This is a genomic window from Lentzea sp. NEAU-D7 (assembly GCF_026242055.1).
In the GTDB taxonomy this organism is placed as follows: domain Bacteria; phylum Actinomycetota; class Actinomycetes; order Mycobacteriales; family Pseudonocardiaceae; genus Lentzea.
The window spans coordinates 32,049-54,515 of record NZ_JAPJDL010000019.1 but is presented as its reverse complement, the minus strand read 5'-3'; the positions used below and the strand labels follow the sequence as shown (position 1 = coordinate 54,515).

The following is a 22,467-nucleotide window of genomic DNA, read 5'->3' as shown; positions in this document are numbered from 1 at the left end:
TCGCAGGCGATTGGTTCGCGTGTGAGTTAAGCCTGATCGGATTCACTTCCGCGATCCCGGCGGCACGGTTACCGTCGTTCGCCGGGATCGCGGAGGTGAAGGTGGATCCGAGCGGGGTGACGCGAGCTGCACGGCTGACCGCGTTGGCTGCGTTGTGCCTGGTCACCGTCGTTCTGCTGCTGCCGGCGGCCATCAGCGTGAGCACCGGCGGGGCCGTGCCGGGGTTCATCGGCGAGCTCGGATGGTGGTTGTGGCCCGCGGTCGGCGTGATGGTCCTCGTCGCGGTCGGGCTCGCTCTCTGGGAACGCGGCCGCGGGCACGAGACCAGCAACCGCACCGCCGCCCTCGCACGGGTCGAGTCACGGGTGAAAGCGCTGCTCGCCGCCTCGCTGGCCGCCCAGACGCAGATCAAGCTCGGTGCCCTGAAGCAGCCCGCGATCGCCGTGCGGGTCGACGGCGAAGAGATCTCCTCACCGGACCTGGAGGCCGTCTACGACCGCCTCGGCCACACCATGGTCCTCGTCGGACCGGTCGGCAGCGGCCGGTCGACGTTGCTGCGTGAACTGTGCCTGACGCTGGTCGAACGGGCGCGCAACGACCCGCAGGCGCCGATTCCTGTGGTCGTGGACCTGGCGACGTGGCGGGCGTACGGCGCGCGCAAGCCGACCGAGTTCACCGCGTGGCTGTTGCGCGAGATGAACCGCCGCTACGGCATCAGCCGCTCGGCCGGAACGATCTGGCTGCGCCGTGAGCGGGTCGCCGTGCTCATCGACGGGCTGGACGAGGTGCCGCGCGTCGACCGCGCGCTCTGCGAGTCCGAGCTCGCGCCGTTCGCCTCCGTCGTCAGCTCGACGGGTCCGATCGACAACCTGCCTTCGGTGTTCGTCGAGCCGTTGACCCGCGGTCAGGTGCTCGAGTACATCGCTTCGGTGAGTCCCCGGCTCGACAGCCTCGAGTCGGCCCTGACGCCGGAGATCTGGGAGCGGCTGGACTCGCCTCTGGCGTTGAACCTGCTGGCGCTGACGCACCTGGACAAGCAGGTCGACACGATCGGCTCCGACTTCGTGGGTTCCTTCGTCGTGGAAAGGCTCTCCGGTCAACGCGGCGCTGGCCCCACCATCCGGGCGTTGAAGTTCCTCGCGCGGCTGGGGCGGCCCGACCTCGGTGCGCCGGTGCACATGCCTCACCGCCGTGCGTGGCTTCCGCTGCTGCCCACTCGCCCGTTGTGGTTGCTATTCGTACGCGCGGTGCCTGCCGCCTATGCCGGTGGTGTGTGTGCCGTGTCGTTCATAACGGCGCTGCGCTTCGGATTGTGGCCCGCTTCGGTTTTCGTGGTCGCCGCTTCTTCGTTGCTCGTGCTGGTGAACAAAGTGCCGCGTGTCTTCCACCCGCCCGGACGCGCGCACGGCATTGTGACCGCCGCGCTGGGATTTCTGGCCGGTGTGTTCGGGGGACTGCTGGTCGGTCTGGCCGGTTTGTGGCTGGGGGCGATCGGCACGCCGTGGCCCTACCTCGTGGCGTACGTGTTCGTGGTGGTGGCGTCGTTCTTCTTGGCGTTGGGTTTCGTCCCGGGTGACGCACCCGTGCCGTGGGCACTGCTGATCGCCGCAGCGCCGGGCATCTCGATGATCTGGACCGGTCCGTACGTGGTGCTGGCGGGCATGGGGGTCGGCTTCTCCGCAGGCGTGGCGGGCGGGATCTTCGCCGCCGCCGTGGGGCGCGTGTGGCGCACGGTGATCCCGGTGCAACGACAACGCATGCGGCAAGGGCGCCCGTGGTGGGTTCAGCCGGCCGTCCCGGTGCTCGGCACTGTCGGTCTGCTGGGCGGGATCGGCGCGTTGGGGTCCTGGGGAACCGCGCTGGGGGTGGCACTCGGGTTGCTGGTCACCCCGACCGCCGCCCGCGACTACGTCTGGCCGTTCGACTCGCTCGCCGAGGTCGCCGCCGAGGGCATCACACGGCCGCTGTCGCTGGGCGAGTTGTCGTTCCGCCGCAAGGCTTTGCTCCACCTCGCACAGGACCGGCTGCTGCTCACCCGCGTCGACGGCGAGTACCGCTTCCCTCACGTCGCCCTGCGCGACCACCTGGCGTCGTGCGACCCGACGGCGCTGGTTCGGGCCACGCGCCGTTGAACCTTCCCGATCTGCGGGCCGTACGGCCTGGAAGAAAGGTCGGGTGTTGCGCATGCGCTGGTCGAAGGGCTGGATCGCGGGTGCCGGGGTCTTCTCGGTCGTCGCGGCCATCGGGGGTACGGCCTTCGCTCTCGCCGGTTCCGGTGGCTCGTCGTCGCAGCCGGGGGTGGCGGGCAAAGAGGTGTGCGGTGGGCAGCAGGTGAGGACGACGAGCGCCAAAGGGCCGGCGACCGCACTGTCGGACAAGTTCCCCGTCGGCACGCTGCTGCGGGTCACGAATCCCGCCAACGGGCGGGTGATCACCGTCTCGGTCACCGGTCGCTCGACCGGCTGCGCTGTTCTGAACGCAGCGGCATTCGACTCGCTCTCGTCCGCCGAGACCAGCGACGCGGAAAGCGTTCTCCGGCGCATTCGGGTGGAGATCGTCGGAAACGCGCCGGCACCGGTACCCACCACCCGCACCCCCGTTTCTCGGGTGCGGGCTTCAGGAACAGTCGGGCAGGTCGTCTGCGACGGCGCGACCGTCGGGTTGTCGGCGGTCGGCGGGGCGCCTGGCGCGTTCTCGGCGCAGCTCCCGATCGGAACCTCGGTGCGGGTCACCAATCTCGACAACGGAAAGCAGACGACCGTTCGCGTGATCGGCGTCGGGCCGGCCTGCGTCGTGTTGAACAGCGCTGCCTTCGACCTCGTCGGCGAGCCGGGGAAGAGCGTGATCAAGCGGGTGCAGATCGAGAAGGTGACCTGACCCGGTCACCAGTCCATCGGCTCGTCCGGCTCCTCCGGCTCCGGCCACTCGTCCACGGCGTCGCCCGAGCCCCATGCGGCACCGCCGGAACTCGGAGGCTTCGGCTTGGACCTGGGGGCCTGGACCGCGGCAGGCGCGGCGGCTTCCGGTGCGGCACCGCCGGCCGCCACCACCTCCAGGATCTGCTCGCCGTACTTCGTGAGCTTCGCCTGGCCGACACCGCTCACCGCGCCCAGGGCGGTGAGGGAGCCGGGACGCGACGCCGCGATGGACTTCAGCGTGGCGTCGTGGAAGATCACGTAGGCCGGGACGCCCTGCTCGCGGGCTTGACCGGCCCTCCACTCGCGCAGCGCCTCGAAGAGCGGGCCCGCGTCGGCCGGGAGGTCGATCTTCACCTTGGCCGCGCCGGACGGGGAGGACGCCGTGCGCGTCGTCGAGCGGGTGGGCGTCGGGTCCTTGCGCATCTTGACTTCGCGCTTGCGGCTGAGGACCTCGGCGCTCGCCTCGGTGAGGACGAGCGTCGAGTACTCGCCCTCGACGGCCAGCAGGCCCTGTGCGAGGAGCTGGCGGACCACGCCGCGCCACTCGCCCTCGCTCAGGTCCTCGCCGATGCCGAAGGTGCTGAGCTGGTCGTGGTCGAACTGGATGACCTTGGCGGTCTTGCGGCCCAGCAGGATGTCGATGGCCTGACCGGCACCGAACTTCTGGTTGCGCTCCTTGCGCAGCCGGTAGACCGTGGACAGGACCTTCTGCGCGGCGACCGTGCCGTCCCACGCCTCGGGCGGGGTCAGGCAGGTGTCGCAGTTGCCGCACGGGACACCGGACTCGTTGAAGTACTCCAGGAGCCTGGTGCGGCGGCACGTGACCGTCTCGCAGAGGGCGAGCATCGCGTCGAGGTGCATCTGCGATCGGCGGCGGAACGCCAGGTCGCCTTCCGACGACTCGATCATCTTGCGCTGCTGCACCACGTCCTGCAGGCCGTAGGCGAGCCAGGCGGTGGACGGCAGGCCGTCGCGACCGGCGCGGCCCGTCTCCTGGTAGTAGCCCTCGACCGACTTCGGCAGGTCGAGGTGGGCGACGAAGCGGACGTCCGGCTTGTCGATGCCCATGCCGAACGCGATGGTGGCGACCATGACCAGGCCGTCCTCCCGCAGGAAGCGGGCCTGGTTGCGCTGGCGGACCGACGAGTCGAGCCCCGCGTGGTAGGGCAGCGCGGGAATCCCGTTGGCGACCAGGAACTCCGCCGTCTTCTCCACCGAGGCGCGGGACAGGCAGTAGACGATGCCCGCGTCGCCCTGGTGCTCGCCGCGCAGCAGGTCCAGCAGCTGCTTCTTCGGCTCCTTCTTGGGAACGATGCGGTACTGGATGTTCGGCCGGTCGAAGCTGGAGACGAACTGCCGCCCGTCGGTCAGCTCCAGGCGCGTGAGGATCTCCTGGCGCGTCGCCTCCGTGGCCGTGGCGGTGAGCGCGATCCGCGGCACCTTCGGCCAGCGCTCGTGCAGGTGCGTGAGCGAGAGGTAGTCGGGCCGGAAGTCGTGGCCCCACTGGGAGACGCAGTGGGCCTCGTCGATCGCGAACAGCGCGATCTCACCCTGTTCCAGCAGGCGCAGCGTCGCCTCGGACGTCAGCCGCTCCGGCGCCAGGTAGAGCAGGTCGAGCTCGCCGGCCACGAACTCGGCCTCGACCGTCCGGCGTTCGTCCCAGGACAGCGACGAGTTCAGGAAGCCCGCGCGCACGCCGAGGGCCCGCAGCGCGTCCACCTGGTCCTGCATCAGCGCGATGAGCGGCGAGATCACCACCCCCGTGCCGGGCCGCACCAGCGAGGGCACCTGGTAGCACAGGGACTTGCCACCGCCGGTCGGCATGAGCACGAGCGCGTCGCCACCCGCGACCACGTGCTCGACGATGGCGGCCTGGTCGCCGCGGAACTCGGGGTACCCGAAGACGCGCTGCAGGATCTGCAGCGCGTCCTCGAGAACGACGCCGTCGGTTGAACCCATGGCGCCGATGCTAGCGAGCAGCACCGACAGTCCGGTTCGCTAGCCCAACGCGCCCTTCGTACCAGCGGAAACGCTGTCGGCGACGAGCGGAGCGGACGAGGCGGCCGGCACCGAGCCCTTCAGCGGGATCCGCACCGACGTGTCCGCCAGGTCGACGGTCAGCCTCGGCAGCTGGCTCGGCCGCACGATCGCGGTCGAGTCGGTACCGCCGACGACCAGGCCGAGACGATGTCCCGCCTTGACCAGATGGTCCGTTGTGGACAGTCGGAACGTCATGCGGTACTTGGTTCCCGGCGTGATGGTGCTCGGAGCCAAGAGGGACTGGTAGTTCGCGAGATCCGCCCAGCCGCGCGCGATGATCTGCGCGTCGACGTTGCCCGTCGTCGCCTCCGTGTCGCGATAACAGGCGTCATCGCCCGTGCGGCTCTCTCCCCAGCACGACTCCGTGGTCAGGGTCCGGATGCCCTCGCCGGTCCGCACCGTCGCCGGCCCGTAGTCGACGAGGTACGCCGTGAGGTGAGCGGTCGGCGTCGAGGACGACACCCCCACCGTGATCGAGGACGTGCCCGCGATGCGCAGGTCGGAGGTCAGCGGCGCCGTCGAGTAGATCGCCCTTCCGGTGTTCGAGCCGGAAAGCCAGTTCGACGGCGTACCGCTGCCGTTGTCGGTGAACGCCGACGTACCCGTGCCGGGCGTCGTGCCGAGTCCCGAAGAAGAAGGACGCAACACGGTGCTGACGGTGCCCGCGGGGGGCCACGTCTGGTCGTCCGCCCACTGGTTGGGCGCGCGTTCCGCCGACACCTGCGGTTCGTTCTCGATGCCGTTCTGCACGTTCAGCAGCCAGCGGTCGAACCACCGGTGCAGCGTCGGGACCCACTCACTGCGCCGGAAGTCGAACGGGTCGACGTGCGCCGTCTGCGAGAACCACAGCTTCTTCGGCACCGTCGCGGGCACCGCGTCCCAGAACTGGCCGTACTGCAAAGTCTTCACGTTGAGGTCGTTCAGCCCGTGGATCGCAAAGATCGACGCCTTCACGTTCGACGCCTTGCGCACGAAGTCACGCGCTTGCCACATCGCCGTGTAGTCGCCGTTGGCGGGCGAACCGTTCGTCATCTGCGTGCGCACCGCACCACACCGTGAGCGCGCGTTGGTGTTCTCGAACTGCGAACCCAGGCCGGTCGGCGAGCTGTAGCCGGGGTAGGCGACGCCGTCCGAGCGGAACCAGTCGTACCAGGAGCTGATGGCCGCGATCGGCACGATGGTCTTCAGCCCGTCGACGCCGGTCGCCGCGACGCCGTTCGCGATCGAGCCGTCCCACGACTTGCCGATCATGCCGACGGCGCCGGTCGACCACGACGCGCTCTTCGTGGTGGTGCCGGTCAGGGACGAGTAGCCGGTGCGCCGGCCGTTCAGCCAGTCGATCACGGCCGTGCCGGAGGCGATCTCCGACTGACCGCCGACGTCGACGCAGCCGCGCGACCGGTTCGTGCCGAGGAAGTCGACCAGCACGACCGCGTAGCCGCGCGGCACGAAGTAGTTGTCGTAGAAGAGCGGGAACTTGACCGGCACCCCGGCGGAGTCGTAGGTCTTGACCTCGCTCTCGTTGCCGCGCCCGGCGCTCTGGTAGTAGGGGCTGGCGTCCATGATCACGGGCACGCGCCCGGTCGTGGACGGCCTGATGATGTCGGCCGCCACCCGGTCCCGGGTGCCGTTGCCGTCGAGGTCGAGCCCGGAGTCGACGTAGACCGTCTCGCGGACCGCGTCGGCCATCGAGTGGATCGGCGTGGTCACGCCTCCGGACAGGCTGAACGCTGGTGTCGCCGCTGTGGCAGGGATTGGCGTCAGGGTCAGGGCCCCTGCTAACGCCACTACAACACGAACACGCTTCATGAAGATTCACGCTAAGGAGTGACGAAGTCTCCTCGTCAGAGCCGAAAGGCTTGACCCTCCGGTGTTGCGCCGGGGACTCCGCTCACGAATATTCGTTCCTCGTGAGCTTCACCTTCGAACCCGGCCGCACCCGCGTCGTCTTCGGCCGCGGCACCGTCTCCTCCGTGCGAGCCGAGGCCGAGCGCTTGGGGGCGCGGCGAGTGCTGTTGATCGCCCGGCACGGTGGCGACGAGGTGGCCGCCGAACTCGGCCCGCTGCTGGCCACCCGGTTCACCGGTGCGGTCATGCACACGCCGGTCGAGGTCACGGAGCGCGCGCTCGCGTCGTTGGACGAACACGGCGCGGACTGCATCGTGTCGGTCGGCGGTGGGTCGAGCACCGGGCTGTCGAAAGCGCTCTCGGTGCGTGCGGGCGTACCGCAGATCATCATCCCGACGACCTACGCGGGCTCCGAGGTCACACAAGTGCTCGGCGAGACGGCGTCGGGGAGGAAGAAGACGCGGCGCGACCCGGCGATCCAACCGGACACGGTGATCTACGACGTCGACCTCACGCTGGACCTGCCGCTCGACGTCACGGTGACGAGCGCGCTCAACTCTCTCGCGCACGCCGTCGCCGCCCGAGGGAACGAGAACCCGCTGATCGACGCCATCGCGACCAGGGCGATCGAGGGCGTTTTGCACGCTTTGAGCGGAAACCCGTCCACTGTGGAGGCGCGGACCGAGCTGCTGTCCTCGGCGTGGCTCGCGGGCACGTGCCTCGCGTCCGTCCCCATGGGACTGCACCACAAGCTCGCGCACGTTTTGGGCGGTACGTTCGGTTTGCCGCACGCCGCCACCCACACGGCGCTGCTTGCCCACACGGCACCGTCCGATCTGGCCGCCCGCGTCCACGAGACGGCCACCCGGTTCGGCGCGTCGACCTCGTTGCGGGAACTGGGGATGGCGGAGTCCGATTTGTCCCGCGCCGCGGAGATCGCCGAGCATCCGGACGCCCTGCGGGTGCTGACGAACGCGTGGCGCGACGCGTCGAACGGCTGAGGGGTTGTCATTCTTCAGGCTGATGTTCACGGCTCTGAACGAGACCAACATCCGATGTGCTTCCTGAAGACTTCCTGAAGCATCGAGGGCATGATCAGCCCGTTGGATCTGTCTCTGATAAACGGACCGATCCCCAAGCTCGCCACGGCCGCCGCCGTGCTCGCCCTCACGTACCTGGCGATCCGGAGGAACCGGACGTGGTGGGCCCGTGTGCTGCCGATAGCCGTGCTGACGTGCGCACTCGTGACGACCGGGCTCGTGCTCGTCGTCGACCACGTGTGGAAACCGTGGCCGGAGCCGCTGCCGACCGTTCTGGCGGTGTGGCTGGGCGCGGCGCTGGTGGCGTTGACGCTGGCGGCGGTGCGGCTGCGCTCCGGCCGGTGGTGCGGACGGGTCTTCGGCGTCCTCCTGGCGCTGAGCGTGACGGCGAGCGCGGTGGTCGCGACGAACGCCCACTTCGGGCAGTACCCCACCACACGTGCCTTCCTGGACGTTTTCAAGAACAACAGGGTCGACCTGAACGACGCCGCTCCACCGCCCACGGGTGTCGTCGACGTGCCCGCGGGTCAGAAGCTCGCCGACGTCTGGAAGCGGCCGGATGGCCTCCCGGACAAGGGCGTGGTCACCGAGGCGGAGATCCCCGGCGCGTTCAAGGCGCGGCCGGCGTGGATCTACCTGCCGCCCGCCTACAACACGACCCCGCGCCCGCGACTGCCCGTGATCGTCCTGATGGCGGGCCAGCCGGGCAGTCCCCGCGACTGGTTCGACGGCGGACGGATCCTCGACAACCTCGACGCGTACGCGCGTCAGCACGACGGGCTCGCGCCGATCGTCGTGGTGGTCGACCAGCTCGGCACGTCGACCGCGAACCCGCTGTGCCTCGACTCGAGGCTGGGCCAGTCGGAGACGTACCTGGCGCGGGACGTGCCCGCGTGGATCAAGCAACGGCTGACCGTGGACGAGCGCCGTGAGTCGTGGACCGTCGCGGGCTTCTCCCAGGGCGCCACGTGCTCGGTGCAGCTGGCCGTGCGCGCGCCGGACGTCTACGGCAACTTCGTCGCCCTCGCTCCCCAGCCCGAGCCCTCCCTGGGCACGCGGCAGGAGACGGTCAAGGCGGCTTTCGGCGGCGACGAGGCCGCGTTCGTCCGGGTCAACCCGATGGACGTCCTCGCGCGCCAGCGATTCCCGCAGACCGCGGGCATGGTCGTCGCCGGACGCGACGACGTCACGTACCGCAAGGCGGACGCCGAGGTCTTCGAGGCGTGCCGGAAGGCCGGAATGGACGTGCAGTGGAAAGAACTGCCGAACAACCACGACTGGAACATGGCCCGCGAGGGCCTCTTCGGGTCGCTGCCGTGGCTCGCGCAGCGAACAGGGTTGGTCAGATGATCGCCAGGCTGTTCCGCACCGCACCTCTGACGTGCGCGTTCCTCATCGTCTTCTGGACGGCCGGGGCGTTGACCGGGGCGATCGGCGGCGCGAGCGACGAGCTGCTCACGCGGACCGGGTTCGGCACCGGGAGCCCGTGGTGGGCGGTGCTCACCTCGGCGCTGTGGTCGATGGACCTGCTGGGCTACCTCGCGACGACGGTGCTGCTGGCCGTCACCGGACCGCTGGCGGAGCGCGAGTTCGGCGCGCTGCGGACCGCGGTGATCTTCCTGACCACGCACGTGCTGGGCTCGTTCCTCGGGCTCTGGCTGGTGCTGGTCGGCGGTGACCTGCACTGGGGCTGGATGGAGTCGCTCATCGGCGAGTCGGCGGCGGGGCCGTCGATCGGCGGGGTCGGGCTCGCACTCGCTCTGACGTTCCGGATGCCGCCGCTGTGGAAGCGTCGCGTCCGGCTGATGACGATCTTGTCGGTGCTGGTCCTTACTCTGTACTCGGGTTGGCTCGAAGATCTGCTCCGACTGTCCGGTGGCGTGGCCGGTTTGCTGGTCGGGGCGTTGTTCCTGAAGCGCGGGCCGGTGCACAAGGCGCGTTCGCTGCAGGAGACGCGGGTGCTGGTGGCGTTGCTGCTCGCGGCGTCGGCGCTCGGGCCGGTGGTGTCGATGATGTCGCCGTACCCGAACGGGCCGCTGTGGTGGTTCGCGGACGTCGTCGCGGTCGCACAGCCGTCGCAGGAGGACGTCGAGGCGGTGTGCGCCTCGGACGCGGTCGAGCTGTGCCGGACGATGGTGGTCCAGCTGTCGTACGGCCGGTTCCCCGCGCTCGTGATGTCGTTGCTGCCGGCGTTGCTGCTGCTCGTGCTGGCGGAAGGGCTGCGGCGCGGACGGCGGTTCGCGTGGCGGGCGGCGCTCGTGTTCAACGTGGCGTTCGCGGCGTTCATCGGTTCGTACGTCGTGCACGTCGCGCAGTTCCCGGACGCGAGCGTGCTGGAACTGGCGGTCTCGTTCGGTGTGCCGATGCTCGCACCGCTCGCGATCACCGCGGTGCTGTTGTTGACGCGCAAGCATTTCGACGTGCGTCTTCCTCGGCATGCCGTCGTGAGGTTCTGGCGGTTCACGGCGATCAGCGTCGCGTCGCTGTCGGCGCTGTACGTCTTCGGCGGGTACCTGGTCCGCGACCAGTTCACGCCGGAGCCCGGGTTCGGCGCGCTGCTCGCGGACCTGCCGACGCGGTTCCTGCCGCCCGGCTACCTCGACCTGGTGCCGCTGCGGTTCTCCGCCGAGGGGTTCGCCGGCACGCTGCTGTTCGAGTACACCGGCGTCGTGTTCTGGCTGATCGTGCTGGCCGGTCTGCTGATGGCGTCGTGGCGGACGTGGCCGTCGTCGTGCGAGGAGTCGGCGGAGCACGCCCGTCAGCTGATGCGGCGTCACGGCGGCTCGTCGTTGTCGTACATGACGACGTGGCGAGGCAACCAGTACTGGTTCACGCCGGACGGGGAGACGGCCATCGCGTACCGCGTGGTGGCGACCATCGCGCTGACGGTCGGCGATCCGATCGGGCCGGCGCGGCTGGACGCCGTGCGCGGGTTCGCGGAGTTCTGCGCGCACAACGGCTGGACGCCGTGCCTCTACAGCGTGGGCGCGGAGACGCGGGCCGCGGTGGAGACGCTCGGCTGGTCGGCGGTGCAGGTCGCCGAGGACACGGTGATCGAGCTCGACGAGCTGAGCTTCACCGGCAAGAAGTGGCAGGACGTGCGCACGGCGTTGAACAAGGCCGCCAAGGCCGGGATCACCGCCGAGTGGTGCACCTACGCCGAGGCGCCGTACGCGATCACGGACCAGATCCGCTCGATCTCGGCGGAGTGGGTGGCGGACAAGGGCCTGCCGGAGATGGGTTTCACTCTGGGAGGCCTGGAGGAGCTGGCCGGCGACGGGTCCGCTGCCTGCTGGCGGTGGACGGCGACCGGACGGTGCACGGCATCACGAGCTGGCTGCCGGTGTACGCCGACGGCGAGGTCGTCGGGTGGACGCTCGACTTCATGCGCCGCCGCTCGCACGGCTTCCGCGGTTCGATGGAGTTCCTGATCGCCTCGGCGGCACAACAGCTCCAGGCCGAGGGCGCGAGGTTCCTGAGCCTGTCCGGGGCACCGCTCGCGCGGCTGGACCGCGGTGAACGGCCGCGGGCGTTGCAGCGCGTCCTGGACCTCACCGGGCAGGTGCTGGAGCCGGTGTACGGCTTCCGCTCGCTGTTCGCGTTCAAGGCGAAGTTCCAGCCGACCTACCAGCCGATGTTCATGGCGTATCCGGACTCGGCGGCACTGCCGCGCATCGCCAACGCGGTGAGCCGCGCGTACCTCCCGCACCTCAACGCGCGGCAGGGACTTCGGCTCGCGACCAAGATGATCATCCGGACTCGCGAGCGCGTGACCACGCCCGGTCGAACTCGCTAGTGGCGCGGCCCGGAAGGTTGCCGGGGGAATTCGCGGTCAGACGGGTGCGAGGTGCCTTGCTGAACGCCGATCACCTCGCCAACCTTCCGGGTCACGCCGCTAGTCCGAAAGGGTGGAGAGGTGATGCTCGTCATCACACTCCCGCGCCACTAGGCGAAGATGCGCCGATGACCGTGCGGGGCGATCTGCCTCCCCAGACCACGACGTTCATCGGCCGCCGGGCGGTGCTCGCCGAAACCGGGGCACTCCTGCGCCGGTCCCGGCTGGTCACGCTGGCGGGTGCGGGCGGCGCGGGCAAGACCCGGATCGCCGTGGAGACGGGACGCGCGCTGGCTCGCGCGGGAGCGTTCCAGCACGGCGTGTGGCGGGTGCGGCTCGACGACCTCCACGACCCGGCGGGGCTGTCCCGCGCTGTCGCGGCCGGGCTCCGGATCGTCGACAACTCTCCGGCGGCTGGGCTCGGCAGGCTTGTGGAGGCCTTGTACGACAAGCATTTGCTGCTCGTCCTGGACGGCTGCGAGCACCTGCTGGAGGCGGTCCGGCACCTTGCGCACCACCTGTTGCGCGACTGCGAGGGGCTGACGGTCCTCTCGACCTCGCGGGAGCCGCTGGGCGTGTACGGCGAGCAGTTGCTGCGGGTTCCTCCGCTGAGCCTGGACGACGCGGTGGAGCTGTACCTGGACCGGGCGGCGCTACCGCCCGGCTCACCGGACGTCACGACGCTGTGCCAGGCGGTCGACGGGTTGCCGCTCACGATCGAGCTCCTGGCCGCGTCACCAGCCGATGCGGTGCTGTCCGAAGTGCCGCAACGGCCTGCGTCGCTGGAGCAGGTGCTCGAGTGGGTGGCGCGGCGGTGCACGGACGAGGAACGGCGGTTGTGGGCGCGGTTGTCGGTGTTCCGCGCGGACTTCGACCTCGCCGCAGCCAGAGCGGTCGCGGACGTGCCGGAACCGTTGTCCGCGTTGGTCCTCCGGTCGATCGTGGCGACGACGACGAGCCCCGTCACCGGTGAGACCCGCTATCGATTACCGAACGCTGTGGCGCAGTTCGGTGCTCGTCTGCTGACGGACGCGGACGAGCCGTTGCGCCGCCATGCCGTGCATTACAGCGAGTTCGTGGAAGAGGCCGCCCGCTCGTGGTTCGCGCCCGGCGAGGCGGTGTGGATGGGCCGCATGTGGGAGGAGTGGCCGAACATCCGCGCCGCTGTCGGGCACGCGCTCCGGACGCCCGAACTGGCCGCGGCCGGCGCGGTCGTGACGATGAACGTGCAGCGGTCGCGCTTCACGTCGTTCGCGGGGATGCTCGGGCAGGCGTGGGACATGCTCGCGGCGGCCCGCGAGGTGATCACCGAGGCACCGCTGCGCACGTCGTTGCTGGCGCACAGCGCGTACATGGCACAGGTGCGTGGTGATTCGGCGGTGGCGTTCCCGTTGATGAGCGAGGCACGTGCGTTGCCGCGGCTGCCGACCACCGACGTGCACCTGGTTCTCGCCGAGGCCACGCATCTCTTCTTCGTGGAGGGTTCACCGGACTGCGTGCCGTTGTACGCGCACGTCGTCGAGCTGTGCCGTCAGTACGCGTCGCCGGGCGACGTCTACGTCACCGAGCTGATGCACGCGATGGCGACGTGCTTCCTGCTGGACGCCGAATCCGCGGACAAGGCCACGACAGCACTCGCCAGGCAGGCCGAGAGCAACGGCGTGAACTGGTCGCACGCCTGGGGACTGTGGCATCGCGGCCTCTACGAACTGCTGCACGGCGACCCGGCACAGGTGCATCCGCCGGTGATCGAGGCGTTGCGGATCCAGCTGGCGCTCGGCGACACGTGGGGTGTGCCGTTCAGCCTGTGGCTGCTCGCCTGCGCCTGCGCGGAACTCGGAGCGTTCGACCGCGCGGCGCGTTTGCTCGGCGCACTGCGGTCGCAGGAACGGATCTCGCGGATCTCGTTCGGCGGCATGAGCCCGTTCCACAGGCTGCTGGACCGCGCCGACCGGACGGTCCGCCGCTCGCTCGGCGACGACTACCAGGTGATCTCGACGCTCGGCGCCGACCTGCGACCGGAGCAGGCGATGGCGTTCGCGCTCGAACCGGTGCCGGACTCCGAGCGCCGCCGGGCGAAGCCGCAGCTGCCCGGCGGGCTGACCCGGCAGGAGTTCACCATCGCCGGGCTGGTCGCGGACGGGTTCACGTCGAAGCAGATCGGGACGCGGCTGTTCATCTCACCGCGCACCGCGGACCGGCACGTGGTCAACATCCGGGTGAAGCTCGGCCTGCCGAGCAGGGTCGCGCTCGCAGCCTGGCACCGCTCGGTCACCGGAGAGCGTTAGCGCGCCTCGAACGCCAGCTTCAGTCCCAGCGCGACGAACACGGACGCCGTCAACCGGTCCAGCAAAGCCCGCTGGCGCAACAGGAACGCGCGAGCGCGACCGGCCACCACGACCAGGATCGGCAGCCACACGAGGCCCAGTCCGAGGTGGACGGCGACGAGCGCCGCGCCCCACGCGGGCTCACCGGCGGGCATGAACTGCGGCAGCAGCGACAGGTAGAAGACGCCGACCTTGGGGTTGAGCAGGTTCGTCAGCAGTCCGACGCGCAACGACGCCCCCGCGCCCGGCACCGGGCGGGAGTCTCCCAGGGACACTGACTTCCGTGAGTTCCACAGAGCCTTGGCGCCCAGGTAGATCAGATAGGCGGCGCCGAGCCAGCGGACGACGTCGTAGGCCAGCTCGGACGCCTGCAGCAGTGCGGTGAGCCCCGCGAGGCTCGCCACCGCCCAGACCAGGCACCCGAGTGAGATGCCGAGGACCACGCCCATCGCCGCGCGCTTGCCGCTCAGCAACGCCGTGCGCAGCACCATCACCGTGTCCAGGCCGGGCGTCAGGACGGTGAGCAGCGCGACGAGCGAGAAGCTCAGGAGTGCGGCGGTCGACATGCGGACATGACATCACACGTCAGCGCGCGTCCGCCGCCGTTTTCAAGCCGAACGCGATCAGCGCTGAAGCGGACAGCCGATCCAGCAGAAGCCGTTGCCGCAGCAGGAAAGCACGTGCGCGGCCGGCCGCCGTGATCAGGATCGGGAACCACACCAGCCCGATGCCGAGGTGGATGGCCACGAGCACCGCGCCCCACGCCGGCTGGCCGACCGGCAGGAACTGCGGCAGCAACGAGATGTAGAAGACGCCCGGCTTCGGGTTGAGCAGGTTCGTCAGCAGGCCGACCCGCACGGCCGCGCGCACCGACGGCACGGGCGCGGGTTCGTCGACCTCGACGGGACGCCTGGACTGCCACAACGCCTTGACGCCGAGGTAGACCAGGTAGCCCGCGCCGAGCCAGCGCACGACGTCGTAGGCCAGTTCGGACGCCTGCAACAGCGCCGTCAGCCCGACCAGACCCGCGACCGCCCACACCAGGCAGCCCAGCGTGCTGCCCACCACGACGCCCATGGCCGTGCGGCGGCCGACCAGCAGGGCCGTGCGCAGCACGAGCAGCGTCTCGAGGCCCGGCGTGATGACCGTCAGCAGCGCGACGAGCGTGAAGCTCAGGAGGGCGGTGGTCGACATGACGCCATGAGAACACGGAAGTGCCGCGCCACCACAGGATTTAACACACCCGACACGACGGCGTCCGGTCAGGAGACCGGATTTCCCCGCACGGGCTTGGTGTAGCGGTGGGCCGGGACCGGGATCGGCCCGTCCGGGTACGGCGCCCGGTGGTCGAACAAGCCCTCGTCGGCCCAGCCCTGCCGCTCGTAGAAACGGCGGGCACGGACGTTCCCCGCGACGACCGCGAGCCACGCGCGGGAGTGCCCGTTCGCCGCCACCTCCTGTTCGGCGGCGGCCAGGAGTGCCTGCGCGACACCGGATCCGCGGTGGTCTGACGAGACGTAGACCTGTTCGACCTCGTCACCGACGACCATCACGAACCCGGCGACCTCGCCGTTCACGGTCGCGACCGTGGTCTCGCCGACGTGCTCCAGCGCGCGTGGCTCGAAGGACTCCTCCGGCCGCGCGTCGACGAGCCGCCGCGGCACGTTGCCGAGGTGCGCGTCGCACCAGCCCGGATACCAGATCCGGGCCACCGCGGCGGCGTCGTCCGGGGTCGCGCGCCGGAGCTCGATCACGGGCGGTGCCAGGCCTGGACGCCGATCCGCCCGGTGCTGCCCAGATCGATCGAAATGCTGCCCTGCTGCGACGTCGGCACCAGCGGCTGCCACGTGTCCCCCGCCACCGCGGCGATGTCGACGTGCTTGCCGACCAGCGGCGGTTCCTCGGACGCGTGGGTGTTCCGCCACAGGAACGCGCTCTTCGCGCTCTCCCCCGGCGGCACCGTGATCGGCTGTGGCGCGGCGTCGAACCCGTCGACCGCCGCGATGCCACCGGACCCTTCGAGGATCGCGACGTCCAACTGCTCGTGCTGCGCGTCCAGCACCTTCACCTGCGGATACCCGTTGAGCTCCAACGGCTCGCTGCCGCAGTTCGTCACCTCGACCGACATCAGGCGCAGGCCCATCGCCGCGCTGGTGCCGTTCGCGGTGAACCGCAGACCTGTCTCGCACGACGGTTCGTCCGCCTGCGACACCGTTGTGCCCGCGGCCAAGCCGGCGAGCACGGCGATCATGACGAGAATCCTGCCCCCAGTTCTCATGCGACCGATACTGCCACGGGTCTTGGATCTTCCGCCGAAACCTTCACAAGCGGAGCGACGTCCGCTGGCCCGGCACATCGCGCGATGGGCTCATGCACCCCTACGAGCTGGGCGAACAGCTCAAGGACACTGGGCAGTCAAGTTCAACTGCGGGTCGCTGCACATGGTCGTCGAGCAGCGCGCATGGTCCTGGCGGACAACAGAGGCCGGATAAGGTCGAGCGGCAAGCGCCTGGTCGGCGTGCGCATCGACTGGGACGCTCAGGTCAGCCGGTAGCCGTGCGCCGGGCGGTTCGCCATGCCGTACCGGGGCTGCACCTCCGCCTTGCCGATCGTCACCAGGTGCTCCAGGTAGCGGCGGGCACTCACGCGGGACAGCCCCGCACGGTCCCCGACCTCCTGGGCCGACAGGTCGTTCTCGCTGGCCCGCAACGCATCCGTCACCAGCCGCAACGTCACGGCGGACAGTCCCTTCGGCATGGCCGGGGTGCGGGGCCGGTGGTGCATCAGCGAGTCGACCTCGTCCTGGTCCAGCACCTGCCCCAGCCGCTGCACCTCGATCCGCTGCGCGAGGTACTCCCGCATCCGGTCGAGGAACGCCGTGCGCGTGAACGGCTTGACGAGGTAGTTGTCGACCCCGCGGGACATGGCCTGCCGCACGGTCTCCCGTTCGCGTGCCGCCGTCACCGCGATGACGTCGACCGGCGGCCCGCCGCGGGCACGCAGCCGCGACAGCACCTCCAGCCCGGACATGTCCGGCAGGTGGATGTCGAGCAGCACCAGGTCGGGACGCAGCGCCTCCACGGCCCGCAACGCCTCGCCGCCGCGGTGGGCCTCGCCGACCACCTCGAACTCGGGCATCGCCTCCAGGAACCCGCGGTGGATCGCCGCCACGGCGAAGTCGTCGTCGACCACGAGCGTTCGCACGCTCATCGGTTCCCCGTTTCCGGCAGCCACACGTCGAACGACGCGCCGCCGAGTTCCGAGTCGGTGATCGCGACCCGGCCGCTGCGGCGGGTCACCACCCTCGACACCAATGCGAGACCTATTCCTCTGCCGTGCGCGCCCTGGGCGTCCTTCGAGCTCACGCCCAGGTCGAAGATGCGACCGCGTTGCGACTCCGCGACTCCTGGCCCGTCGTCGTCCACGACCACCCGCACCCCGGTGACCGACGAGCGCACGAGCACCCGCACGGTCCCACCGGTCTGCACGGCGTCGACCGCGTTGTCGACCAGGTTTCCCAGCACGGTCAACGCGTCGTCGCCCGCACGAATGTCGACGGAGCTGCCGGGATCGAGCCGGAGCTCCACACCTCGTTCGTGCGCGGTGGAGGATTTTGCCAGCAACAACGCCGCCAGGGCGGGATCGGCGTTCGCTCCGTCGATGATGTCAGCAGTGACCGAGCCGGCGCCGCCGACCCGTTCGATGTAGGCGACGGCGTCCGGGCCGCGGTCCAGGTCCAGCAGACCGCCGATGACGTGCAGGTGGTTCGAGAACTCGTGGGCCTGTGCGCGCAACGCCTCCGTGACGGTGCGCTGGCCGTCGAGCTCGCGCAACGCGTCGTGCAGCTCCGTCCGGTCGCGCAACGTCAGCACGACGCCGACGGCGCGTTCGTTCGTCTTGGCCGTCATCCGGTTCGCGACCAGAACCCGTTCCCCCGCGAGGACGAGCCGGTCCGCGACGTCGTCGTCACCACGGGCGAGGTCCAGCAGACCGTCGTCGAGCACCTCGGCCGCCGGGCGTCCGCTCGGGTTCTCGTCCAGGCCCAGCAACCGCAGCGCCTCGTCGTTGACCAGTGCCAGCCGCTCCTGGTCGTCCACGGCGACCACGCCTTCGCGGATGCCGTGCAGCATCGCGTCCCTGGTCTCGAGCAGCTGCGCGATCTCGGCCGGTTCGAGCCGGAACGTCCGCCGCCGCACGTGCTGCGTGATCAACGCGGCCCCGAGCACGCCGACCAGCGCGGCCGCCGCCAGCCAGCCGATCAGCTCCGGCAGGTCCTCGGCGAGGTCGGCCGAGAGCTGGCTCTCCAAGATGCCGACCGACGCCATGCCGATGATGCGCCCGTCCGCCGCCCGCACCGGCACCTTCGCGCGGAGCGACGTGCCGAGCGTGCCCGTCTCCGTGCCGACGAAGACCTCACCGGACAACGCGCTGGTCGGGTCGGTCGACACGCGCTCGCCGATGCGCTTCGGGTCGGGGTGGGCGTAGCGGACTCCGTTGTAGTCGGTGACCACCACGTAAGTCACGTTGGACGCCTTGCGGATCAGTTCGGCCAGCGGCTGGACCGTCGCGGGCGGGTCAACGGAATCGAACGCCTCGATCACCGTCGGTAGCCGCGCCACGCTTTCCGCGACGGACAACATCCGGTCCTTGTAGGAGTCTCTGATCCGGTCGCTCTGCAGTTTGGCGGCGAACAGCCCGGCGGCGCAGGTCGTCATCAGCACGATGACCACCTGCAACGCGAGCAGCAGGGCTCCAAACGAAACAGACCGACGGAACATGGATGGAATTCTGACGCATCAGCTGTGAAACAGGTCACGAACTAAACGACCAATACGGAACTTACGACCTAACCCTTACGAGCCGCCCGGCCGTTACCTAGCGTCCCCGCCCAACGTTCGCAACGAAGCGAGGAGTACTCGATGGGCACGGCATGGAGACGAGTGGTGGCGGTCGCCGCCGCCGGACTGGTGCTCGCAGGATGCGGTCAGGGGGCCAAGAGCGCGAGCAGCGGTGACTCCATCGCGAAGCTGGAGATCATGGCACCCGCGGACCCCGGCGGCGGCTGGGACCAGACGGCGCGGTCGATGCAGTCCGCGGTGAGCGGTGCCAAGCTCGCCAACTCGGTGCAGGTCACCAACGTCGGTGGCGCGGGCGGGACGGTCGGTCTGCAGAAGCTCCTCAACGAACGCTCCGAGTCGTTCCTGATGATCACCGGCCTGGTCATGGTCGGCGCGGTGGAGACCAACGCGTCGCCGGCCCGGCTGGAGGAGACCACGCCGATCGCCCGGCTGACGGCCGAGGACGAGGTCGTCGTGGTGCCCGCCGACTCGCCGCACAAGACGATCGACGACCTGCTGGCCGCGGTCGCGGAGAAGGGCAAGGGCGTCTCGATCACCGGCGGTTCGGCCGGCGGCACCGACCACATCCTCGCCGGGATGCTGCTCAAGGCGAAGAACATCGAGCCGGCGAAGCTGAACTACGTGCCGTACTCCGGCGGCGGTGAGTCGCTGGCGGCGCTGCTGGGCAAGAAGGTCGACGCGGGCATCTCCGGCGTCGGCGAGTACAAGGAGCAGATCAAGGCGGGCAAGCTGCGCGCGCTCGGCACGTCCGGCCCGAACCCGGTGCCCGACCTCAACGTGCCCACGTTCAAGGAGCTCGGCGTCGAGCTGATCAACTGGCGTGGCGTCGTGGCGCCCGCGTCGATCTCCGCGGAGGCCAAGGCCCGGCTGACCAAGCTGGTCACCGACATGCACGCGAGCCAGCAGTGGAAGGACGAGCTCACCAAGAAGGGCTGGACGGACACGTTCCTGACCGGCAGCGAGTTCTCCACGTTCATGGCCAAGGAGATCGGCCGTGTGAAGCCGGCGCTGCAGGACATCGGGCTCGTCAAGTGATTGCTGCAAAAGTCGAGGAGTACGCGTTCGGCGGTCTGGTCGCGGCGGTCGGGGTCTTCACCCTGGTCGACGCGACCACGATCGCCGGGCGCGACGACAACGTCGTAGGACCACGCGCGTTCCCCTACGCCGTGGGCATTCTGCTCGTCGTCACGGGCATCGCGGCGATCATCGCGACCGCCCGCGGCAAGCTCGGCCAGGCCGAGGAGGCCGAGGACGTCGACGAGAACGTCCGCACCGACTGGCTCACCGTGGCCAAGCTCGTGGCCGTGCTGGTCGCGCACCTGGTGCTCATCGACGTGATCGGCTGGCCGGTCGCGGCCGCACTGCTGTTCTTCGGCGCGGCCTGGACTCTGGGCGCGACCTGGTGGCGGGCACTGCCGATCGCGGTGGTGCTGGCGCTGCTCGTGCAGGTGGTGTTCGCGTACGGCCTGGGCCTGTCGCTGCCCGCCGGGATCTTCGAAGGGGTGCCGTTCCTCGATGGATAGCATCACCATGCTGCTGGAGGGTTTCGCGACCGCCGCGCAGCCCGAGTACCTGCTGTACGCGTTGCTGGGCGTCACGCTCGGCACCGCCGTCGGCGTGCTGCCGGGCATCGGACCGGCGATGACGGTGGCGTTGCTGCTGCCGCTGACGTACACGCTGGAACCGACGGCGGCGCTGATCATCTTCGCCGGCATCTACTACGGCGGCATGTACGGCGGGTCCACGACGTCGATCCTGCTCAACACCCCTGGCGAGTCGGCGTCCATCGTGACCGCCCTGGAAGGCAACAAGATGGCCAAGGCCGGGCGCGGCGCTGCCGCGCTCGCGACGGCCGCCATCGGCTCCTTCGTGGCGGGCACGATCGCCACGGTGCTGCTCACGTTGCTGGCGCCGGCCATCGCGGACCTCGCGGTGCAGCTGGGCCCGGCGGACTACGTGGCGCTGATGGTCGTGGCGTTCACGACCGTGGCCGCACTGCTCGGCTCCTCCCCCGTGCGCGGCCTGGCGTCGCTGGGGCTCGGCCTGTTCATCGGGCTCGTCGGCACCGACACGCTGACCGGTCAGCAGCGCTTCACCCTCGGGGTGGCGACGATGTCCGACGGCATCGACGTGGTCGTGGTGGCGGTCGGCGTGTTCGCGGTCGGCGAGGCGCTGTACGTGGCGTCGCGGCTGCGGCACGGGCCGATCGAGGTCATCCCCGTGGGCGGCAAGTGGATGACGCGCGGTTTCTGGGCGCGCTCCTGGAAACCGTGGCTGCGCGGCACGTTCATCGGCTTCCCGATCGGCACCGTGCCGGCCGGTGGCGCGGACGTGTCGACGTTCCTGTCGTACGCGGCGGAGAAGAAGCTCTCGAAACGCCCCGAGGAGTTCGGCAAGGGCGCGATCGAGGGCGTGGCGGGCCCGGAGGCGGCCAACAACGCCGCCGCGGCAGGCGTTCTGGTGCCGTTGCTGACGCTCGGGCTCCCCACGACCGCCACGGCGGCGGTCATCGTGGCCGCGTTCCAGAGCTACGGCATCCAGCCGGGGCCGTTGCTGTTCACCAACAACGGCCCGATGGTGTGGGCGCTGATCGCGTCGCTCTACATCGGCAACGTGATGCTGCTCGTGCTGAACCTGCCGCTGGTGAAGATCTGGGTGAAGGTGCTGCAGATCCCGCGGCCGTACCTCTACGCGGGCATCCTGCTCTTCGCGGCGCTGGGCACCTACGCGGTGAACTTCGTCGTGGACGACCTGATCGTGCTGCTGGTGATCGGCCTGATCGGCTTCTTCATGCGGCGCCACGGTTATCCGGTCGCGCCCCTGGTCGTCGGCCTGATCCTGGGGCCGATGGCGGAGGAACAGGTCCGGCGCACCCTGCAGATCAGCGAGGGCGACCTCAGCGCGCTGGTGACCAGCCCGTTCGCGGCGGTTGCCTACGGCATCCTCGTCGTGCTGCTGACGGTCGCGGTCGTGCTTCGGTTGCGCCGCAAGAAGACCGAGGTGATGGTCTAACCGCGCACGGCGGCAAGAGCCTGTTCGTACAGCTCGAACGCATCAGCCTTGCCGCCGTGGCGGACCCACAGTTCCGAAGCGGTGTCGACGCACGCGAACACCGTGGCGATGACACCCATCGCGCGGGCGTCCGGGATCTCACCGGACTCGATGCCCATCCGCTTCTCGACCACGGGTGCCAGCGCCCGCTGCCACCTCAGCCGCTTCTCGAAGTACCGCGAGCGCAGCGGCGGGTTCTCGAAGATGAGCGTGGAGATCTCCAGCACCCGTTGCGGGGTGTGGTTCGACGCGGTGAGGATCGTGGTGAACCCGGCTCGCAGAGCGTCCCAGGTGGACACTTCAGGCGGCTGCGCCTCGACGGTGGCGACCAGCAGGTCGCCCAGCGCGTCCTGGTCGCCGCAGACCAGGTCCTCCTTGGTGCCGAAGTAGCGGAACAGCGAGCGCTGCGACACTCCCGCGCTGGTGGCGACCTGGGCCATCGTGGTCGCCTCGTACCCCTGCTCCGCGAACAACTTCAGCGCCGTGTCGACGATCTCGGCGACCACGGCCTGACGCGACCGGTCCCACAGCGTCGACGGCTTCTCCATG

At 69.8% G+C, this 22,467-nt stretch carries 17 protein-coding genes and 1 pseudogene; 9 read left to right on the top strand and 9 right to left on the bottom strand.

The window, feature by feature from the left end; all coding sequences use genetic code 11:
• Positions 1-116 precede the first annotated feature (116 nt).
• Positions 117-2,132 carry an NACHT domain-containing protein gene (locus ORI60_RS31890; RefSeq protein ID WP_266041709.1) on the top strand — a complete coding sequence of 672 codons (2,016 nt, stop codon included), beginning with the start codon at positions 117-119 and terminating at the stop codon, positions 2,130-2,132.
• Between the two features lie 166 nt (positions 2,133-2,298).
• Positions 2,299-2,877, top strand: a complete 579-nt coding sequence (locus ORI60_RS31885; protein ID WP_266041708.1) for a hypothetical protein — start codon at positions 2,299-2,301, stop codon at positions 2,875-2,877.
• A gap of 5 nt (positions 2,878-2,882) precedes the next feature.
• Here ORI60_RS31885 and recQ read toward each other — a convergent pair whose 3' ends face one another.
• Together recQ and ORI60_RS31875 are read right to left on the bottom strand one after the other, a co-directional pair.
• Positions 2,883-4,877, bottom strand: a complete 1,995-nt coding sequence (gene recQ / locus ORI60_RS31880) for a DNA helicase RecQ (protein ID WP_266041707.1) — start codon at positions 4,875-4,877, stop codon at positions 2,883-2,885.
• 39 nt (positions 4,878-4,916) lie between these two features.
• Positions 4,917-6,767, bottom strand: a complete 1,851-nt coding sequence (locus ORI60_RS31875) for a Xaa-Pro dipeptidyl-peptidase (RefSeq protein WP_266041706.1) — start codon at positions 6,765-6,767, stop codon at positions 4,917-4,919.
• Positions 6,768-6,868: 101 nt separating this feature from the next.
• Between ORI60_RS31875 and ORI60_RS31870 the strand changes: the two genes are divergently transcribed.
• The 4 genes and pseudogenes from ORI60_RS31870 (at position 6,869) to ORI60_RS31850 (ending at position 13,969) form a co-directional block, all read left to right on the top strand.
• A complete protein-coding gene (locus ORI60_RS31870; RefSeq protein WP_266041705.1) occupies positions 6,869-7,807 on the top strand; it encodes a maleylacetate reductase in 939 nt (312 codons plus the stop codon).
• 90 nt (positions 7,808-7,897) lie between these two features.
• Positions 7,898-9,196 (top strand): alpha/beta hydrolase, encoded by a 1,299-nt coding sequence (locus ORI60_RS31865; RefSeq protein WP_266041704.1) that lies wholly within the window; start codon positions 7,898-7,900, stop codon positions 9,194-9,196.
• Positions 9,193-11,642: pseudogene (locus ORI60_RS31860) on the top strand (bifunctional lysylphosphatidylglycerol flippase/synthetase MprF). Before ORI60_RS31865 ends, ORI60_RS31860 begins: the two are co-directional and overlap by 4 nt.
• A gap of 167 nt (positions 11,643-11,809) precedes the next feature.
• On the top strand, positions 11,810-13,969 hold the full coding sequence (locus ORI60_RS31850) for an ATP-binding protein (protein WP_266041701.1): 2,160 nt from the start codon (positions 11,810-11,812) through the stop codon (positions 13,967-13,969).
• Here ORI60_RS31850 and ORI60_RS31845 read toward each other — a convergent pair.
• From ORI60_RS31845 to ORI60_RS31820, 6 genes are all read right to left on the bottom strand, one after another.
• A complete protein-coding gene (locus tag ORI60_RS31845; protein WP_266041700.1) occupies positions 13,966-14,574 on the bottom strand; it encodes a LysE family translocator in 609 nt (202 codons plus the stop codon). The two genes, ORI60_RS31850 and ORI60_RS31845, sit on opposite strands and share 4 nt — an antisense overlap.
• Before the next feature lie 19 nt (positions 14,575-14,593).
• Positions 14,594-15,202, bottom strand: coding sequence for a LysE family translocator (locus ORI60_RS31840; protein ID WP_266041699.1), 609 nt, complete (start codon positions 15,200-15,202; stop codon positions 14,594-14,596).
• A 68-nt stretch (positions 15,203-15,270) separates the two neighbouring features.
• Positions 15,271-15,762 carry a GNAT family N-acetyltransferase gene (locus tag ORI60_RS31835; protein WP_266041698.1) on the bottom strand — a complete coding sequence of 164 codons (492 nt, stop codon included), beginning with the start codon at positions 15,760-15,762 and terminating at the stop codon, positions 15,271-15,273.
• Positions 15,759-16,286, bottom strand: coding sequence for a DUF4232 domain-containing protein (locus ORI60_RS31830; RefSeq protein ID WP_266041697.1), 528 nt, complete (start codon positions 16,284-16,286; stop codon positions 15,759-15,761). The genes ORI60_RS31835 and ORI60_RS31830 overlap by 4 nt, the downstream gene beginning before the upstream one ends.
• Before the next feature lie 260 nt (positions 16,287-16,546).
• A complete protein-coding gene (locus ORI60_RS31825) occupies positions 16,547-17,218 on the bottom strand; it encodes a response regulator (RefSeq protein WP_266041696.1) in 672 nt (223 codons plus the stop codon).
• Complete coding sequence (locus tag ORI60_RS31820) at positions 17,215-18,786, bottom strand: ATP-binding protein (protein WP_266041695.1); 1,572 nt, start codon at positions 18,784-18,786, stop codon at positions 17,215-17,217. The genes ORI60_RS31825 and ORI60_RS31820 overlap by 4 nt, the downstream gene beginning before the upstream one ends.
• Before the next feature lie 141 nt (positions 18,787-18,927).
• On the opposite strand from ORI60_RS31820, the gene ORI60_RS31815 reads away from it, so the two are divergent.
• The 3 genes from ORI60_RS31815 to ORI60_RS31805 are packed head-to-tail and all read left to right on the top strand — an operon-like array spanning position 18,928 to position 21,879.
• Positions 18,928-19,902 carry a Bug family tripartite tricarboxylate transporter substrate binding protein gene (locus ORI60_RS31815; RefSeq protein WP_266041694.1) on the top strand — a complete coding sequence of 325 codons (975 nt, stop codon included), beginning with the start codon at positions 18,928-18,930 and terminating at the stop codon, positions 19,900-19,902.
• Positions 19,899-20,390: a tripartite tricarboxylate transporter TctB family protein gene (locus ORI60_RS31810; protein ID WP_266041693.1), complete on the top strand. Its 492-nt coding sequence runs from the start codon at positions 19,899-19,901 to the stop codon at positions 20,388-20,390. Before ORI60_RS31815 ends, ORI60_RS31810 begins: the two co-directional genes overlap by 4 nt.
• Complete coding sequence (locus ORI60_RS31805) at positions 20,383-21,879, top strand: tripartite tricarboxylate transporter permease (RefSeq protein ID WP_266041692.1); 1,497 nt, start codon at positions 20,383-20,385, stop codon at positions 21,877-21,879. The genes ORI60_RS31810 and ORI60_RS31805 overlap by 8 nt, the downstream gene beginning before the upstream one ends.
• Here the strand turns inward: ORI60_RS31805 and ORI60_RS31800 are convergent.
• Positions 21,876-22,466 (bottom strand): TetR/AcrR family transcriptional regulator, encoded by a 591-nt coding sequence (locus ORI60_RS31800; protein WP_266041691.1) that lies wholly within the window; start codon positions 22,464-22,466, stop codon positions 21,876-21,878. The two genes, ORI60_RS31805 and ORI60_RS31800, sit on opposite strands and share 4 nt — an antisense overlap.
• Between the last annotated feature and the right edge of the window lies 1 nt (position 22,467).

Excerpts from the sequence above, each read along its gene's own strand:
- recQ (WP_266041707.1), bottom strand. The coding sequence starts at position 4,877 with ATGGGTTCAACCGACGGCGTCGTTCTCGAGGACGCGCTGCAGATCCTG.
- ORI60_RS31875 (WP_266041706.1), bottom strand. The coding sequence starts at position 6,767 with ATGAAGCGTGTTCGTGTTGTAGTGGCGTTAGCAGGGGCCCTGACCCTG.
- ORI60_RS31865 (WP_266041704.1), top strand. The coding sequence starts at position 7,898 with ATGATCAGCCCGTTGGATCTGTCTCTGATAAACGGACCGATCCCCAAG.
- ORI60_RS31850 (WP_266041701.1), top strand. The coding sequence starts at position 11,810 with ATGACCGTGCGGGGCGATCTGCCTCCCCAGACCACGACGTTCATCGGC.
- ORI60_RS31845 (WP_266041700.1), bottom strand. The coding sequence starts at position 14,574 with ATGTCGACCGCCGCACTCCTGAGCTTCTCGCTCGTCGCGCTGCTCACC.
- ORI60_RS31840 (WP_266041699.1), bottom strand. The coding sequence starts at position 15,202 with ATGTCGACCACCGCCCTCCTGAGCTTCACGCTCGTCGCGCTGCTGACG.
- ORI60_RS31830 (WP_266041697.1), bottom strand. The coding sequence starts at position 16,286 with ATGAGAACTGGGGGCAGGATTCTCGTCATGATCGCCGTGCTCGCCGGC.
- ORI60_RS31825 (WP_266041696.1), bottom strand. The coding sequence starts at position 17,218 with ATGAGCGTGCGAACGCTCGTGGTCGACGACGACTTCGCCGTGGCGGCG.
- ORI60_RS31820 (WP_266041695.1), bottom strand. The coding sequence starts at position 18,786 with ATGTTCCGTCGGTCTGTTTCGTTTGGAGCCCTGCTGCTCGCGTTGCAG.
- ORI60_RS31815 (WP_266041694.1), top strand. The coding sequence starts at position 18,928 with ATGGGCACGGCATGGAGACGAGTGGTGGCGGTCGCCGCCGCCGGACTG.
- ORI60_RS31805 (WP_266041692.1), top strand. The coding sequence starts at position 20,383 with ATGGATAGCATCACCATGCTGCTGGAGGGTTTCGCGACCGCCGCGCAG.
- ORI60_RS31800 (WP_266041691.1), bottom strand. The coding sequence starts at position 22,466 with ATGGAGAAGCCGTCGACGCTGTGGGACCGGTCGCGTCAGGCCGTGGTC.